The following is a 15,355-nucleotide window of genomic DNA, read 5'->3' on the forward strand; positions in this document are numbered from 1 at the left end:
TTCGAGTTTGCTGACCCGGGAGTGAGTCTTGTTCCACTTTGCAAAAAACGCCGTCCACGATCAGTCACGAGGTGCGAGATGAGTGCGACTGCATCGACTGCAACCCAACCTAAACCTCTCGAGTGGCTTAATCGCCTGCGCGCGAATCCCAGAATTCCTCTGATTGTGGCGGGATCAGCCGCCGTTGCCATCATCGTTGCTATGGTTTTGTGGGCGAAAGCGCCAGATTATCGCACGCTGTTCAGCAACCTTTCCGATCAGGATGGCGGGGCCATTGTCACGCAGCTGACCCAGATGAACATCCCTTACCGCTTCACCGAAGGAAGCGGTGCGATTGAAGTGCCTGCCGATAAAGTGCATGAGCTTCGCCTGCGCCTGGCGCAACAGGGATTGCCAAAAGGCGGCGCTGTCGGCTTCGAGTTGTTAGATCAGGAAAAATTCGGCATCAGCCAGTTCAGCGAGCAGGTCAATTACCAGCGCGCGCTGGAAGGCGAGCTGGCCCGCACTATCGAAACCCTGGGGCCGGTAAAACGCGCCCGTGTCCACCTGGCGATGCCAAAACCTTCTCTGTTCGTGCGCGAGCAGAAATCCCCTTCCGCTTCCGTGACGGTCAATCTTGAACCAGGCCGCGCGCTGGATGAAGGGCAAATCAGCGCGGTGGTGCATCTGGTATCCAGCGCCGTTGCGGGTCTGCCGCCAGGTAACGTCACGCTGGTCGATCAGGGCGGTCATCTGTTGACTCAGTCCAATACCAGCAGCCGCGATCTGAACGACGCGCAGTTGAAATACGCCAGCGATGTGGAAGGACGCATTCAGCGCCGTATCGAATCGATCCTTTCGCCAATCGTCGGCAATGGCAACGTCCATGCTCAGGTTACTGCGCAGCTGGATTTTGCCAACAAAGAGCAGACGGAAGAGCAATACCGTCCGAACGGCGACGCATCGCAGGCTGTGCTGCGCTCACGCCAGCTTAATGAAAGCGAGCAAATCGGCTCCGGCTATCCAGGCGGCGTACCGGGTGCGCTGTCGAATCAGCCTGCGCCAGCGAATGCTGCGCCGATCAGCACACCGCCTGCTAATCAGCAAAACGCGCAGAACACGCAGACGACCAACAATGCGAACAGCAATGTGCCGCGCAATACGCAGCGCAACGAAACCAGTAACTATGAAGTGGATCGCACCATTCGCCACACCAAACTGAACGTGGGCGATGTGCAGCGACTCTCCGTGGCGGTCGTGGTGAACTACCGCGCCCTGCCGGACGGCAAACCGCTGCCGTTAACCACGGAACAGATGAAGCAGATCGAAGATCTGACCCGCGAAGCAATGGGCTTCTCCGACAAACGCGGCGATACCCTTAACGTGGTGAACTCACCGTTTACCGCAACGGACGACCAGGGCGGCGAGCTGCCATTCTGGAAACAGCAAGCCTTTATTGAGCAGTTGATCTCCGCAGGTCGCTGGCTCCTGGTTCTGCTGGTTGCCTGGATTCTGTGGCGCAAAGCGGTTCGACCGCAGCTTGCTCGCCGCGCTGAAGAGACGAAAGTCGCGCAGGAACAGGCGCAGGTTCGTCAGGAAACCGAAGAAGCGGTAGAAGTTCGCCTCAGCAAAGACGAACAGACCCAGCAGCGCCGGGCGAACCAGCGTCTGGGCGCAGAAGTGATGAGCCAGCGTATTCGCGAAATGTCAGATAACGATCCGCGCGTCGTGGCGCTGGTCATTCGCCAGTGGATGAATAACGATCATGAGCAATAAACTTACCGGCACCGATAAAAGCGTCATCCTGCTGATGACCATTGGCGAAGACCGTGCGGCAGAGGTGTTTAAGCACCTCTCCACGCGCGAAGTGCAAACCCTGAGTTCGGCAATGGCGAACGTGCGCCAGATTTCCAACAAACAGCTGACCGATGTGCTGGCGGAATTTGAGCAAGAAGCCGAACAGTTTGCCGCACTCAACATCAACGCCAACGAATACCTGCGTTCCGTGCTGGTTAAAGCGCTGGGTGAAGAACGTGCCGCCAGTCTGCTGGAAGATATCCTCGAAACGCGGGATACCGCCAGCGGCATTGAAACGCTCAACTTTATGGAGCCGCAAAGCGCCGCCGACCTTATCCGCGACGAACACCCGCAGATTATCGCCACCATCCTGGTGCATCTCAAACGCGGCCAGGCCGCCGATATTCTGGCGCTGTTCGACGAACGTCTGCGCCACGATGTCATGCTGCGTATCGCGACCTTCGGCGGCGTACAGCCAGCCGCACTGGCGGAACTGACCGAAGTGTTGAATGGTCTGCTCGACGGTCAGAACCTCAAGCGCAGCAAAATGGGCGGCGTGAGAACCGCGGCAGAAATCATCAACCTGATGAAAACCCAGCAGGAAGAGGCGGTTATCAGCGCCGTACGCGAATTCGACGGCGAGCTGGCGCAGAAAATTATCGACGAAATGTTCCTGTTCGAAAATCTGGTGGAAGTCGACGATCGCAGCATCCAGCGTCTGTTGCAGGAAGTGGATTCCGAGTCGTTGCTGATCGCCCTGAAAGGCGCCGAGCCGCCGCTACGCGAGAAATTCCTGCGCAACATGTCGCAGCGTGCTGCCGATATTCTGCGCGACGACCTCGCCAACCGTGGCCCGGTACGTCTGTCTCAGGTGGAGAACGAACAGAAAGCCATTCTGCTTATTGTGCGTCGTCTGGCGGAAACCGGCGAAATGGTAATCGGCAGCGGCGAGGATACCTATGTCTAACGAATTGCCGTGGCAGATCTGGACACCGGACGATCTCGTCCCTCCCCTGGCCGAGTTTGTGCCAATGGAGCACCGCGACGAACCGATAGCCATCGATGACGAACCGGAGCTGAGTGCCGAACAGCAGCTTGAGCAGCAACTGGCGCAGCTGAAAATGCAGGCGCACGAGCAAGGGTATAACGCGGGCCTCGCCGAAGGTCGCCAGAAAGGCCACGAACAGGGCTATCAGGAAGGATTAGCGCAAGGGCTGGAGCAAGGCCAGACGCAGGCGCGCGCTCAACAGGCGCCGCTGAATGCCCGAATGCAGCAACTGGTCAGCGAGTTTCAGAATACGCTGGACGCGCTGGACAGCGTGATTGCCTCGCGCCTGATGCAAATGGCGCTGGAAGCCGCTCGTCAGGTGATCGGCCAGACGCCAGCGGTGGACAACTCCGCGCTCATTAAACAGATCCAGCAATTGTTGCAACAGGAACCGTTGTTCAGCGGGAAACCGCAATTACGCGTTCACCCGGATGATTTACAGCGCGTCGAAGAGATGCTCGGGGCCACGCTCAGCCTGCACGGCTGGCGTTTGCGCGGCGATCCCACGCTGCATCATGGCGGCTGTAAAGTGTCCGCCGATGAAGGCGATCTGGACGCCAGCGTCGCCACGCGTTGGCAAGAACTCTGCCGCCTGGCGGCTCCCGGAGTCGTCTGATGACTACGCGCCTGACCCGCTGGCTGAATACGCTGGATAACTTCGAAGCCAAAATGGCGCAGCTCCCGGCGGTACGTCGCTACGGGCGGCTGACCCGCGCCACCGGTCTGGTGCTGGAAGCCACTGGCTTGCAGCTGCCGCTCGGCGCGACCTGCGTCATTGAACGGCAGGACGGGACGGAAACACGCGAAGTGGAAAGCGAAGTCGTCGGCTTTAATGGCCAGCGGCTGTTTTTAATGCCGCTGGAAGAGGTCGAAGGCATTCTTCCCGGCGCACGCGTTTACGCAAAAAATATTGCCGGGGAAGGTCTGCAAAGCGGAAAACAGCTGCCGCTCGGCCCTGCCCTGCTGGGGCGCGTGCTGGACGGCGGCGGCAAGCCGCTGGATGGTCTTCCCGCGCCAGACACCACGGAAACCGGCGCGTTAATCACTCAACCATTCAACCCCTTGCAGCGAACGCCTATTGAGCATGTGCTGGATACCGGCGTCCGCCCCATCAACGCGCTGCTTACCGTCGGACGCGGACAGCGTATGGGGCTGTTTGCCGGTTCCGGCGTGGGTAAAAGCGTTCTGCTCGGCATGATGGCGCGCTATACCCGCGCGGACGTTATCGTCGTCGGGCTGATTGGCGAACGTGGCCGCGAAGTTAAAGATTTTATCGAAAACATTCTGGGCGCTGACGGGCGCGCGCGTTCGGTGGTGATTGCCGCGCCTGCGGATGTCTCGCCACTGCTGCGAATGCAGGGAGCGGCCTATGCCACGCGTATTGCCGAGGATTTCCGCGATCGCGGGCAGCATGTACTGCTGATCATGGACTCCCTGACCCGCTACGCGATGGCGCAGCGTGAGATTGCGCTGGCGATCGGCGAACCGCCTGCGACCAAGGGGTATCCGCCTTCGGTCTTCGCAAAATTACCTGCGCTGGTGGAACGTGCGGGGAACGGCATTCACGGCGGCGGCTCCATCACCGCGTTTTATACGGTATTGACCGAAGGCGACGATCAGCAGGACCCAATCGCCGACTCGGCGCGTGCGATCCTGGATGGACACATTGTGTTATCCCGTCGTCTGGCCGAAGCCGGTCACTACCCGGCCATTGATATTGAAGCGTCGATCAGCCGTGCGATGACGTCGCTGATCACCGAGCAACACTATGCACGCGTACGGAATTTCAAACAGTTGCTGTCCAGTTTCCAGCGTAACCGCGATTTGGTGAGCGTCGGCGCGTATGCCAAAGGCAGCGATCCCATGCTGGATAAAGCCATCGCGCTGTGGCCGCAGCTGGAGGCGTTTTTGCAACAAGGTATTTTCGAACGAGCCGACTGGGAAGATTCTCTCCAGGCGCTGGAACTGATTTTCCCGACGGTGTGATGAAGCAGGAGGGCATAGGTCATGGCACAACATGGTGCGCTGGCAACATTAAAAGATCTGGCCGAGAAAGAAGTGGATGATGCCGCTCTCTTATTAGGGGAAATGCGACGCGGATTCCAGCAGGCGGAAGAACAACTGAAAATGCTGATCGATTATCAGCATGAGTATCGCAACAATCTCAATGCCGATATGGGCCAGGGGATTGCCAGCAACCGCTGGATTAACTATCAGCAATTTATTCAGACGCTGGAGAAGGCCATTGAGCAGCATCGCCAGCAGCTGACGCAGTGGACACAAAAAGTGGACGTGGCGCTGAACAGCTGGCGTGAAAAGAAACAACGGCTTCAGGCCTGGCAGACCTTACAGGACAGACAAAGTGCGGCAGCGTTATTGGCTGAAAACCGCCTGGATCAGAAAAAAATGGATGAATTTGCTCAGCGTGCTGCAATGAGGAAAACCGAATGATCACCTTGCCCCAACTGATCACGACCGACACAGACGTAACGACAGGCCTTCAGGCCGGTAAAACAGCCGATTCAGCCCAGGATTTTCTGGCGCTGTTAGCCGGTGCTTTGGGCGCGGGCGACGCACAGGGTAAAGATGCCCCGCTTTCGCTTGCCGATCTCCAGGCGGCAGGCGGCAAACTGCAAAAAGGATTGCTGCAAAAAAATGGCGATACGCCGCAGACGACAGCGCTGGCCGATCTTCTGGCGCGCCAGGATCTGCTGACGGATGACGCCACAGCAGACCTGACCGAGGCACAGCAGTTGCTGTCCACGCTGACGCCTTCGCTGAAAAGCAACGCCCTGAACGCGTTAAGTAAGACTGCCCGGCAGGACGACAACGCACCGGCGCTGAGCGATGAGGATCTCGCGAATCTGAGCGCGCTCTTCGCCATGTTACCGGGCCAGCCGGCGCTGACGCCAACCACGCGAACCGCGTCGGCTGAAGGCGCACTCTCCGCCCCGGCATCGCTGCGTGGCGATACACGCGCCGCTATGCAGGATGCGGTTGCCGGGCTGACGACGGGCGAGCTGAAAAAAGGGAAAGTCGATGCCGCGCCTGACGTCACCGCAAACTCAGCAAGCAACCAGCCGGTAACGCCGCTGGTCGCCGCCGCTGCCGCTAAAGCCGACATGGAAAGCACGCCTTCTCCGGTCACGACCATTGGCGCCATGACCACGCCTGGCGGTATGACGACGCAGACGCAACCCGCGCCTGTCGCAGCCGCCCCGGTGCTCAGCGCGCCGCTGGGCAGCCATGAGTGGCAGCAGTCATTAAGCCAGCATGTGACGCTGTTTACCCGCCAGGGGCAGCAGAGCGCGGAACTGCGTCTGCACCCGGAGGAACTGGGGCAGATTCAAATCTCCCTCAAAATGGATGATAACCAGGCGCAACTGCAAATGGTGTCAGCGCATAGCCACGTTCGCGCCGCGCTGGAAGCCGCGTTACCCGTACTGCGTACCCAACTGGCGGAAAACGGCATCCAGCTGGGACAAAGCAGTATCAGCAGTGAAAGTTTCGCCGGACAGCAGCAGTCGTCATCCCAGCAGCAGCACGCTTCCCGCGCACAGGGACAAGAGGCTTTTGCCGCCGAAGATGACATCGCACTGACGACGCCGGGCTCACTCCAGGCTGCCGCTCGCGGCGATGGCGCGGTGGATATCTTCGCCTAACGCCAGAGGTAGCATGATTATCCGCGTCTTTTCCACGCTTTGCCGTGGACAGGACACGGGATAATCAGCCAATAAGCTGTACCGAAACAGGAAGCCCGTATCTGATGACTGACTCCGCGATTAACAGAAAGAGCAAACGCTCAATTTGGATCCCTTTGCTGGTGTTGATTACTCTTGCCGCCTGCGCAACCGCCGGCTATAGCTACTGGCGGATGCAGGAGCACCCGACCGCCAGCGCTAGCGCGGCCCCGCCACCGCCGCCAGCGCCCGTATTTTTCGCGCTGGATACGTTTACCGTCAATCTGGGCGATGCCGATCGCGTGCTGTATATCGGGATTACGCTGCGCCTGAAGGACGAAGTGACGCGCGCGCGTCTGAGCGAATATCTGCCAGAAGTGCGCAGCCGTCTGTTGCTGCTGTTTTCGCGTCAGGATGCCACTGCGCTTTCGACGGAAGCCGGGAAGCAGACGCTGATCGCGGCAATCAAAGAAACGCTCTCTACTCCGCTCGTTGCTGGACAACCGAAACAGGAAGTCACCGACGTTCTTTATACAGCTTTCATTCTGCGGTAAAGACATGGGCGATAGTATTCTTTCTCAGGCTGAAATCGATGCGCTGCTCAACGGCGACAGCGAGGCCAAAGACGAACCCACCCCTGGCGGCGTGGGCGACAATGATATTCGTCCTTATGATCCCAATACACAGCGTCGCGTGGTGCGCGAGCGCTTGCAGGCGCTGGAGATCATTAACGAACGTTTCGCGCGTCAATTCCGTATGGGACTGTTTAACCTGCTGCGTCGCAGCCCGGATATTACCGTAGGCGCGATCCGCATTCAGCCATATCACGAATTTGCGCGTAATTTACCCGTACCGACCAACCTGAACCTGATCCATCTGAAGCCACTGCGCGGTACGGGTCTGGTGGTGTTTTCGCCGAGTCTGGTGTTTATCGCCGTGGATAACCTGTTTGGCGGCGACGGGCGTTTTCCGACCAAAGTGGAAGGTCGTGAGTTTACGCATACCGAACAGCGCGTTATCAACCGCATGCTGAAGCTGGCGCTTGAAAGCTACAGCGACGCGTGGAAAGCGATTAACCCGCTGGAAGTGGAGTACGTTCGCTCTGAGATGCAGGTGAAATTCACCAATATCACCACCTCTCCGAACGACATTGTGGTGAACACGCCGTTCCACGTCGAAATTGGCAACCTGACAGGCGAGTTCAACATCTGCCTGCCTTTCAGCATGATTGAGCCGCTGCGGGAGCTGTTGGTGAACCCGCCGCTGGAAAACTCGCGTCATGAAGATCAGAACTGGCGCGACAATCTGGTGCGTCAGGTTCAGCATTCAGAGCTGGAGCTGGTGGCGAACTTTGCGGACATCCCGCTGCGCCTTTCCCAGATATTAAAGCTGAAACCCGGCGACGTGCTGCCGATTGAAAAACCCGACCGCATTATTGCTCATGTGGACGGCGTACCTGTACTGACCAGCCAGTATGGCACCGTGAACGGTCAGTATGCGTTGCGCGTAGAGCATTTGATCAACCCGATTTTGAATTCGCTGAATGAGGAACAGCCCAAATGAGTGACATGAATAATCCGTCCGATGAGAATACCGGCGCATTGGACGATCTGTGGGCTGACGCGTTAAACGAGCAAAAAACAACGACCAGCAAAAGCGCGGCCGATGCCGTCTTCCAGCAGTTGGGCGGCGGCGACGTCAGTGGAAACCTACAGGATATCGATTTAATCATGGATATTCCGGTCAAGCTGACCGTGGAGCTGGGTCGCACGCGCATGACCATCAAAGAGCTGCTGCGCCTGACGCAGGGTTCAGTGGTCGCGCTGGACGGACTGGCAGGCGAGCCGTTGGATATTCTGATTAACGGCTACCTGATTGCCCAGGGTGAAGTCGTGGTGGTCGCCGATAAATACGGCGTGCGCATCACGGATATCATCACGCCGTCTGAACGTATGCGTCGTCTGAGCCGTTAAGCATGAAAACCCAGGCTACCGTTTCACAGCCCTCTGCCGTATCAGGCTCGCCGTTAGTTCAGGTGAGCGGCGCGCTGTTTGGGATCATCGTGTTGATTCTGGTCGCAGCCTGGGTCATTAAACGCCTGGGGTTTGCGCCCAAAGGCGCCGGTACGCGAGGGTTGAAAGTGTCAGCCAGCACCTCGCTGGGCCCGCGTGAGCGCGTGGTCATTGTCGATGTTGAAGACGCTCGGCTGGTACTGGGCGTCACGGCCACGCAAGTCAATGTGCTGCATACCCTCCCCCCTGCGCCTGTCGTTGCAGAAGAAAAACCGGCCGCCCCTGCGGATTTCCAGGCCATGATGAAGAGTTTGTTGAAGCGTTCCGGGAGATCCTGATGCGCCGTTTGTTATCCCTCACGCTGATGGCTTTGTGGTTTATCAGCCCTGCCGCGTTCGCACAATTACCCGGACTGGTCAGCCAACCGCTACCCGGCGGCGGGCAAAGCTGGTCCCTGCCGGTACAGACGCTGGTCTTTATTACGTCACTGACGTTCCTGCCCGCCATTTTGCTGATGATGACCAGCTTTACCCGCATCATTATCGTCTTCGGCTTGCTGCGAAACGCGCTGGGAACGCCCTCTGCGCCGCCAAACCAGGTGCTTCTCGGGCTGGCGCTGTTCTTGACGTTTTTTATTATGTCGCCGGTTATCGACAAAATTTACGTGGATGCCTGGCAGCCTTTCAGCGAAGAGAAGATTTCCATGCAGGAAGCGCTGGAAAAAGGCGCTCAGCCGCTGCGGGAGTTTATGCTGCGGCAGACCCGTGAGGCTGACCTGGGCCTGTTCGCGCGTCTGGCAAACAGCGGCCCGCTACAGGGGCCGGAAGCCGTGCCGATGCGAATTTTGCTCCCGGCCTACGTCACCAGCGAGTTAAAAACCGCTTTTCAGATCGGTTTTACGATTTTCATCCCCTTCCTGATTATCGATCTGGTTATCGCCAGCGTGTTGATGGCGCTCGGGATGATGATGGTGCCGCCGGCCACCATTGCGCTGCCGTTTAAGCTTATGCTTTTTGTCCTGGTCGACGGCTGGCAGTTGCTCGTTGGCTCTCTTGCCCAAAGTTTTTACAGTTAGAGGCGCGAAATGACACCCGAATCGGTCATGATGATAGGCACGGAGGCAATGAAGGTCGCGCTTGCGCTTGCCGCGCCTCTTCTGCTGGTTGCGCTGTTTACCGGCCTTATCATCAGTATTTTACAGGCCGCCACCCAGATCAACGAAATGACGCTGTCATTTATCCCGAAAATTGTGGCGGTATTTACGGCGATTATTGTGGCGGGCCCCTGGATGCTTAACCTGCTGCTGGATTACGTGCGTACGCTGTTCAGTAACTTGCCGTATATCATCGGATAAGACGCGATGTTGCAGGTCACAAGCGATCAATGGTTATACTGGCTTAACCTCTACTTCTGGCCGCTGTTACGTGTACTGGCGCTGATCTCTACCGCACCGATCCTCAGTGAACGCACGGTTCCCAAACGGGTAAAGCTGGGGCTGGGGTTTATGATCACTCTCATTATCGCCCCTTCACTCCCGGCGAATAATGTGCCTGTTTTTTCCACCGAAGCCTTATGGCTCGCCATGCAGCAAATCATGATCGGCATTGCGCTAGGGTTTACCATGCAGTTTGCCTTTGCTGCGGTGCGTACGGCGGGGGAATTCATCGGTCTGCAAATGGGTCTCTCTTTCGCCACGTTTGTTGACCCGGGCAGCCGCCTCAATATGCCGGTACTCGCCAGAATCCTCGACATGCTCGCCATGCTGCTGTTTCTTACGTTTAACGGCCATCTGTGGCTGATCTCGCTGCTGGTAGACACCTTCCATACGCTGCCTATCGGCGGCGACCCGGTCAACAGCAATGCGTTTCTGGCGCTTGCCCGGGCAGGTGGGCTGATCTTCCTCAACGGACTCATGTTAGCCTTGCCGGTCATTACGTTACTGCTCACACTCAACCTGTCGCTCGGGCTATTAAACCGTATGGCTCCGCAGTTATCCGTATTTGTTATTGGCTTCCCGTTAACCTTATCCGTCGGCATTTTGTTAATAACCGCGCTCATGCCATTAATTGCCCCTTTCTGTGAGCACTTATTCGGTGAAATTTTCAATTTGCTTGCTGATATCGTTAGCGAAATGCCGACAACCAATAACCCATAATTTTTATCCTGCCTTACTAAGGATTTTCCTAAATTTAAAATCTAAAAACATCTACCAGGATATATCTGCTGCGCTTTATTTGTTTTTACCTTACTCACATAACATAACATTTACTTTACTTTGAGAAGATTCCTGGCAAATTATACGTAACTTTACGGGATAGTAAGTTCGCCTGAAAACAGCGAAAGCGTCATCTTAGGTCACTATTATTGTTCCGTTGGGTTGTGATGAGATATTCAGGTAAGGGGAATTATCGTTACGCATTGAGTGAGGGTATGCCATGTCAACGATTATTATGGATTTATGCAGTTACACCCGGCTAGGTTTGACCGGGTATCTGGTAAGCAGAGGGGTGAAAAAAAGGGAAATCAACGACATTGAGACCGTTGACGAACTCGCCATCGCTTGTGACTCACAGCAGCCTTCTGTGGTGTTTATTAATGAGGACTGTTTCATCCATGATCCATCTAACAGTCAGCAAATAAAGCAGATCATTAATCAGCATCCCAACACGTTATTTATTGTTTTTATGGCAATTGCTAATGTGCATTTTGATGAATACTTATTAGTAAGAAAAAACTTATTGATTAGTTCAAAATCAATTAAACCCGATTCTCTGGATGATATTCTTGGAGATATTCTGAAAAAAGAGACGGATATTGTAGGAGTAGTAAATTTACCTACGTTATCTTTAAGCCGTACTGAATCCAGTATGTTGCGAATGTGGATGGATGGACAGGGAACAATACAGATTTCAGATCAAATGAATATCAAGGCAAAGACGGTGTCATCCCACAAAGGGAATATTAAACGGAAGATAAAAACGCATAATAAACAGGTTATCTATCATGTCGTGCGGCTGACGGATAACGTGACAAACGGAATTTTTGTTAACATGCGATGAGCCCCCCTGACTGGTGGATATTCCACCAGTCAGGATAAAAGCGACGAAAATCACATTACTCTGTTTTTTCCACAAAGATCCCATCCTGATGGCCTGACTCATTGAAGAACCAGATACCGAGCGGGTAGTCTTCCAGCGAAACCAGGTACATCGTACCTTCACTAAACTCTTCAACCGCCAATACAACGCCTGGCCGACGAGGGCCGCCGTCTGTTTTGACTGTTACCCGATCATTCACCTTCATCAATTATCCTCCTGTGGCTTTGTGCCAGTGTAGAACAAATTCCTTTTTCTGGCAGCGTCTGCCGCGCGTGATTGCTGGTTTTCTCAACGGTCTATACTTACAGATGCCACGGTTAAATGAGGTACTGAAGATGAAAACCGCGAAAGAGTACAGCGAAACGGCCAAGCGCGAAGTCAGCGTTGATGTTGACGCCCTGCTCGCGGCGATCAATGAAATCAGCGAGAGCGAAATTCATCGCAGCGCTGATGATCCTGAGAAAGTCAGTGTGGATGGCCGCGATTATCATACATGGCATGAATTAGCGGATGCGTTTGAACTCGATATTCATGATTTTAGCGTCACGGAAATCAATCGCTGATCTGGGGTGAAAAAAATCCCGGCTCGCAGAGCCGGGATCAAACTTGCTTATGCAAGAAGCACTTGAAAATTCGTTACACCAGAAAATCTGATGTGCGTTTTACCTTATCTGCAATTTTTTTGTATGACAAGCAAATATTTCTCGCAGAAATGATTAATACAGCTAATGGTTCAGCGTGTATCAGGCGACGGCGCGGGATGGTCGTCACGGACACAAACCTGATTGCGCCCGGCCTGTTTTGCCAGATACAACCGACGATCCGCCAGCGACTGCAACTGTTCAAAATCGTAGTCTCCGTTCTCCTGCGCCCCGCTTACGCCCAGCGATGCGCTAATGCGCAGGGTCGTGCCTTTTGCGATCAGGATTTCTTTGTCGTTCACGCGCTGGCGTATCCGCTCTGCGATCTGTGCTGCCTGCACCAGCGTCGTCCCCGGTAAGACAATACAGAACTCTTCGCCGCCTACGCGCCCGGCAAGGTCATGCGAACGTATTGTGCCGCTAATAAGCCCGGCGGCATGGGAGAGCACCCGATCTCCCGCCTGATGGCCGAAACGGTCATTGACGCTCTTAAAGTGATCCAAATCGATCTGAATAACGGAAAACGGCTGTCGCTGCTCATGGCAGCGCTGTATCAGTACGCGCGCCCTCTCAAACAATGCGCCACGATTATACAGCCGCGTCAAAGGATCGTGCCAGGCCTGCCATTGCAGGGAACTTTGCAGCACAAACATATTGCTGACCATCTTGCGGATAACAACCCATGAGATGAGCAACATCATCGTGAAAAGCGCCCACAGGAGACCAAGCGCAATACTGATACTGCCAAAAGCCCCCTGCACGCCTTCTCTCAGGGTATGAACACGCAAAAGCACGCCATCGAAATGATCCAGCCTTTCCCAACTGATATAGCGGCTGCCCATACGGATACCGCCATGCGTATCATGTTCGATGTCATTCGCGAGCAACGCCAGTTCAAGGTCATCAAAGGTATTAACCTGACGCTTTTCCGGCGTTGAGGTCGCCAGTAGCCTGAGCTGATAGTCGTAGAGCTGGTACTCCCCTTCAGAATCTTTTTCGACCGCATCCTCCAGGAAACGCTTCATGGATGACACGGGAATATCCATTGCCAGCACGCCATACCAGTGTCTTTCGTTATCCAGCGACAGGCTCACGGTGACTTTTTGTTGCACTTCGCCGCCCGGCACCGGCGAGCTAAACCAGCGCACGCCGCGCGCTGAATTTTGTCGTTGGGATTGCCCGCTGAACCAGGGTTGGATCACATACTGGTAATAGCGGGACATAATGTCGCCGCCATTGGTTGTGGGTTCAGTTGAGACATAAAAGCCTGAACGCGAAACATACATTGTCCGCTGCGCCAGCATGGTAGAAGAATGCGCCAGCCGTAACAAATACCCCAGTTCCAGCGCGGCGCTTAACTCGTTTGCCAGCGCATCGTTATCCCGCGTGAGAAGCGTTGTACGGTTAACAAACGCGTCAGAGACGCCGTTAAGCGGTAACGTTCGCCGTCTGTCGAGCTCCAGTTGCCAGAAACTTTTGCCGCGCAGTTGCGCAAATTGCGCCACCGCATCGTGCAGGTCGGCAAAATCGAGCGGCGTGACCAGCGCTTCGTACATACCGTTGCGCAGAAACAAGAGTTTATCCACGCTGAATTGCAGCTGCCTGTCCAGCACATTAGCGACGTTTTCAAGATGGTTACGTTGACTGGCCCGGTATGCCGACTCCAGCACGACCACTTCACGCCAGGTCAGCAATGTTGAACAAATCATCACAACCAGAAAACAGATATTTACGACATGGCCTGGCCCAAAGCGTCGTGCTAACGTTCTCAGCCGGCTCCAGTTTCCTGGCGTTGTTTCATGCGGCACCTGACGGCTCCCTACTTTTATTCCTGGACTATGTGTCGCGACTCAACGGCTATTTTCTGGGGTAACAAAACGCCCGGCATTAACCGGGCGTTCCTTTATCAGACATCTTCCCGCAACCGCCTGCCATCACCGGGCATAAGTTCATTCTCGTGGAATGCTTCCCGTTTGACGCCAAAACCGTCATACCAACGGCACTCCACCATGCCGCTGGAATAACCGGTTACGATCATGCGTGGACCACCTTCTTTTGCGATAACTTCCTCACTGACAAAAAAGACCATACCTGCCTCCTGTATCCAGTGAAACTTTTTCACCTTAGACGACGATGGGCTTTTTTGCATAATCCGGCGAGGCATAAATTAGTGCGAACCACCGCGAACGTTGGCAACAGTTTTTACCAGCCCCACCACCACGCTGCCGATGATGAAACCGAGCACCAGATTAATCAACATGGGAAGCGTGAGCGCAATAAGACCATTCTGCTGCTGAGCAAAATGTTCGATCGCGTGGTGTAATGGCGCGATGCCGTGCACCACGATCCCGCCCCCCACCAGGAACATCGCGAGTGTGCCGACAATGGACAGCGCCTTCATAAGCCAGGGCGCCGTAACCAGTAGCCCTTTGCCCACCGCCTGAGCCAGTACGCTGCGTTTTTCCGCCAGCCAGTACCCCATGTCGTCCAGTTTTACGATGAGTCCCACCAGACCATAAACGCCAATCGTCACCACCAGCGCGATACCGGACAACACCAGAACCTGATTGAGCAACGGCGCATCCGCGACAATTCCCAGCGTAATCGCGACGATCTCCGCAGAAAGGATAAAGTCGGTGCGCACAGCCCCTTTCACTTTCTCCTTCTCAAACGTGAGAGGATCTTGTGCGGCGATCGCAGCCAGACGCTGCTGACGCGCCTCCGGGCTCTCTTTGTGCTTTCGGGCCTCAAGCGTGTGTAAAACTTTCTCTACGCCTTCAAAACAGAGAAAAGCGCCCCCAATCATCAACAACGGTGTAATCGCCCACGGGATAAAAGCGCTGATCAGCAGCGCCAGAGGCACCAGGATGACCTTGTTGATCAACGACCCTTTCGCCACGCTCCAGACGACCGGCAGTTCGCGGTTCGCCCGCACGCCCGTCACCTGCTGCGCGTTTAGCGACAGATCATCACCCAATACGCCTGCCGTTTTTTTCGCGGCCAGTTTTCCCATCATCGAGATATCATCCAACAGCGTGGCGATATCATCGAGCAACGTCAGCAAACTACTTCCTGCCAAAATAAATCCCTCAATATTTTT

Annotated in this window: 19 protein-coding genes; 15 read left to right on the forward strand and 4 right to left on the reverse strand. The window is 55.3% G+C overall.

Features of this window, described 5'->3' with window-relative positions:
- Positions 1–78: 78 nt before the first annotated feature.
- From fliF to rcsA, 14 genes are all read left to right on the forward strand, one after another.
- Entirely contained in the window at positions 79–1,755 is a 1,677-nt protein-coding gene (gene fliF / locus OGY62_RS12055) for a flagellar basal-body MS-ring/collar protein FliF (protein WP_286459952.1), read from the forward strand.
- Positions 1,745–2,743: a flagellar motor switch protein FliG gene (gene fliG, locus OGY62_RS12060; protein ID WP_012131907.1), complete on the forward strand. Its 999-nt coding sequence runs from the start codon at positions 1,745–1,747 to the stop codon at positions 2,741–2,743. The genes fliF and fliG overlap by 11 nt, the downstream gene beginning before the upstream one ends.
- Entirely contained in the window at positions 2,736–3,440 is a 705-nt protein-coding gene (gene fliH, locus OGY62_RS12065; protein WP_071258771.1) for a flagellar assembly protein FliH, read from the forward strand. Before fliG ends, fliH begins: the two co-directional genes overlap by 8 nt.
- A complete protein-coding gene (gene fliI, locus OGY62_RS12070; RefSeq protein WP_012131905.1) occupies positions 3,440–4,810 on the forward strand; it encodes a flagellar protein export ATPase FliI in 1,371 nt (456 codons plus the stop codon). The genes fliH and fliI overlap by 1 nt, the downstream gene beginning before the upstream one ends.
- Positions 4,811–4,831: 21 nt before the next feature.
- On the forward strand, positions 4,832–5,275 hold the full coding sequence (gene fliJ, locus OGY62_RS12075; RefSeq protein ID WP_012131904.1) for a flagellar export protein FliJ: 444 nt from the start codon (positions 4,832–4,834) through the stop codon (positions 5,273–5,275).
- Complete coding sequence (gene fliK / locus OGY62_RS12080) at positions 5,272–6,486, forward strand: flagellar hook length control protein FliK (protein ID WP_058669299.1); 1,215 nt, start codon at positions 5,272–5,274, stop codon at positions 6,484–6,486. The genes fliJ and fliK overlap by 4 nt, the downstream gene beginning before the upstream one ends.
- Positions 6,487–6,590: 104 nt before the next feature.
- A complete protein-coding gene (fliL, locus tag OGY62_RS12085; RefSeq protein ID WP_047462901.1) occupies positions 6,591–7,058 on the forward strand; it encodes a flagellar basal body-associated protein FliL in 468 nt (155 codons plus the stop codon).
- 4 nt (positions 7,059–7,062) lie between these two features.
- Entirely contained in the window at positions 7,063–8,067 is a 1,005-nt protein-coding gene (gene fliM / locus OGY62_RS12090) for a flagellar motor switch protein FliM (protein WP_012131901.1), read from the forward strand.
- Positions 8,064–8,477 carry a flagellar motor switch protein FliN gene (gene fliN, locus OGY62_RS12095; RefSeq protein ID WP_012131900.1) on the forward strand — a complete coding sequence of 138 codons (414 nt, stop codon included), beginning with the start codon at positions 8,064–8,066 and terminating at the stop codon, positions 8,475–8,477. Before fliM ends, fliN begins: the two co-directional genes overlap by 4 nt.
- Positions 8,478–8,479: 2 nt before the next feature.
- A complete protein-coding gene (gene fliO / locus OGY62_RS12100) occupies positions 8,480–8,854 on the forward strand; it encodes a flagellar biosynthetic protein FliO (RefSeq protein WP_012131899.1) in 375 nt (124 codons plus the stop codon).
- The gene (gene fliP, locus OGY62_RS12105) at positions 8,854–9,591 is read left to right on the forward strand and encodes a flagellar type III secretion system pore protein FliP (protein WP_012131898.1); all 738 of its coding nucleotides are present in this window, start codon (positions 8,854–8,856) and stop codon (positions 9,589–9,591) included. Before fliO ends, fliP begins: the two co-directional genes overlap by 1 nt.
- A 9-nt stretch (positions 9,592–9,600) precedes the next feature.
- Positions 9,601–9,870: a flagellar biosynthesis protein FliQ gene (gene fliQ, locus OGY62_RS12110; RefSeq protein WP_012131897.1), complete on the forward strand. Its 270-nt coding sequence runs from the start codon at positions 9,601–9,603 to the stop codon at positions 9,868–9,870.
- A 6-nt stretch (positions 9,871–9,876) separates the two neighbouring features.
- Entirely contained in the window at positions 9,877–10,671 is a 795-nt protein-coding gene (gene fliR, locus OGY62_RS12115) for a flagellar biosynthetic protein FliR (RefSeq protein ID WP_012131896.1), read from the forward strand.
- A gap of 280 nt (positions 10,672–10,951) precedes the next feature.
- Complete coding sequence (gene rcsA, locus OGY62_RS12120) at positions 10,952–11,575, forward strand: transcriptional regulator RcsA (protein ID WP_047462896.1); 624 nt, start codon at positions 10,952–10,954, stop codon at positions 11,573–11,575.
- Positions 11,576–11,630: 55 nt separating this feature from the next.
- Here the strand turns inward: rcsA and dsrB are convergent, their stop codons facing one another.
- Positions 11,631–11,819 (reverse strand): protein DsrB, encoded by a 189-nt coding sequence (gene dsrB / locus OGY62_RS12125; RefSeq protein WP_012131894.1) that lies wholly within the window; start codon positions 11,817–11,819, stop codon positions 11,631–11,633.
- A 130-nt stretch (positions 11,820–11,949) separates the two neighbouring features.
- On the opposite strand from dsrB, the gene yodD reads away from it, so the two are divergent.
- Positions 11,950–12,177 carry a YodD family peroxide/acid resistance protein gene (yodD, locus tag OGY62_RS12130; RefSeq protein WP_024130232.1) on the forward strand — a complete coding sequence of 76 codons (228 nt, stop codon included), beginning with the start codon at positions 11,950–11,952 and terminating at the stop codon, positions 12,175–12,177.
- A 170-nt stretch (positions 12,178–12,347) separates the two neighbouring features.
- Here yodD and dgcQ read toward each other — a convergent pair whose 3' ends face one another.
- The 3 genes from dgcQ to OGY62_RS12145 all read right to left on the reverse strand — a co-directional run bounded on the left by dgcQ (position 12,348) and on the right by OGY62_RS12145 (position 15,334).
- Positions 12,348–14,063, reverse strand: a complete 1,716-nt coding sequence (dgcQ, locus tag OGY62_RS12135) for a cellulose biosynthesis regulator diguanylate cyclase DgcQ (RefSeq protein ID WP_286459953.1) — start codon at positions 14,061–14,063, stop codon at positions 12,348–12,350.
- Between the two features lie 98 nt (positions 14,064–14,161).
- Positions 14,162–14,344, reverse strand: coding sequence for a YodC family protein (locus tag OGY62_RS12140; RefSeq protein ID WP_024130230.1), 183 nt, complete (start codon positions 14,342–14,344; stop codon positions 14,162–14,164).
- 78 nt (positions 14,345–14,422) lie between these two features.
- Positions 14,423–15,334 (reverse strand): DUF808 domain-containing protein, encoded by a 912-nt coding sequence (locus OGY62_RS12145; protein WP_071259069.1) that lies wholly within the window; start codon positions 15,332–15,334, stop codon positions 14,423–14,425.
- Positions 15,335–15,355 lie beyond the last annotated feature (21 nt).

Source organism: Citrobacter sp. CK198 (assembly GCF_030333295.1).
Lineage (GTDB): Bacteria > Pseudomonadota > Gammaproteobacteria > Enterobacterales > Enterobacteriaceae > Citrobacter_B > Citrobacter_B koseri.

Coding starts and splice junctions, on each gene's coding strand:
- fliF (WP_286459952.1), top strand. CDS start 79: ATGAGTGCGACTGCATCGACTGCAACCCAACCTAAACCTCTCGAGTGG.
- fliG (WP_012131907.1), top strand. CDS start 1,745: ATGAGCAATAAACTTACCGGCACCGATAAAAGCGTCATCCTGCTGATG.
- fliH (WP_071258771.1), top strand. CDS start 2,736: ATGTCTAACGAATTGCCGTGGCAGATCTGGACACCGGACGATCTCGTC.
- fliI (WP_012131905.1), top strand. CDS start 3,440: ATGACTACGCGCCTGACCCGCTGGCTGAATACGCTGGATAACTTCGAA.
- fliJ (WP_012131904.1), top strand. CDS start 4,832: ATGGCACAACATGGTGCGCTGGCAACATTAAAAGATCTGGCCGAGAAA.
- fliK (WP_058669299.1), top strand. CDS start 5,272: ATGATCACCTTGCCCCAACTGATCACGACCGACACAGACGTAACGACA.
- fliL (WP_047462901.1), top strand. CDS start 6,591: ATGACTGACTCCGCGATTAACAGAAAGAGCAAACGCTCAATTTGGATC.
- fliM (WP_012131901.1), top strand. CDS start 7,063: ATGGGCGATAGTATTCTTTCTCAGGCTGAAATCGATGCGCTGCTCAAC.
- fliN (WP_012131900.1), top strand. CDS start 8,064: ATGAGTGACATGAATAATCCGTCCGATGAGAATACCGGCGCATTGGAC.
- fliO (WP_012131899.1), top strand. CDS start 8,480: ATGAAAACCCAGGCTACCGTTTCACAGCCCTCTGCCGTATCAGGCTCG.
- fliP (WP_012131898.1), top strand. CDS start 8,854: ATGCGCCGTTTGTTATCCCTCACGCTGATGGCTTTGTGGTTTATCAGC.
- fliQ (WP_012131897.1), top strand. CDS start 9,601: ATGACACCCGAATCGGTCATGATGATAGGCACGGAGGCAATGAAGGTC.
- fliR (WP_012131896.1), top strand. CDS start 9,877: ATGTTGCAGGTCACAAGCGATCAATGGTTATACTGGCTTAACCTCTAC.
- rcsA (WP_047462896.1), top strand. CDS start 10,952: ATGTCAACGATTATTATGGATTTATGCAGTTACACCCGGCTAGGTTTG.
- dsrB (WP_012131894.1), bottom strand. CDS start 11,819: ATGAAGGTGAATGATCGGGTAACAGTCAAAACAGACGGCGGCCCTCGT.
- yodD (WP_024130232.1), top strand. CDS start 11,950: ATGAAAACCGCGAAAGAGTACAGCGAAACGGCCAAGCGCGAAGTCAGC.
- OGY62_RS12140 (WP_024130230.1), bottom strand. CDS start 14,344: ATGGTCTTTTTTGTCAGTGAGGAAGTTATCGCAAAAGAAGGTGGTCCA.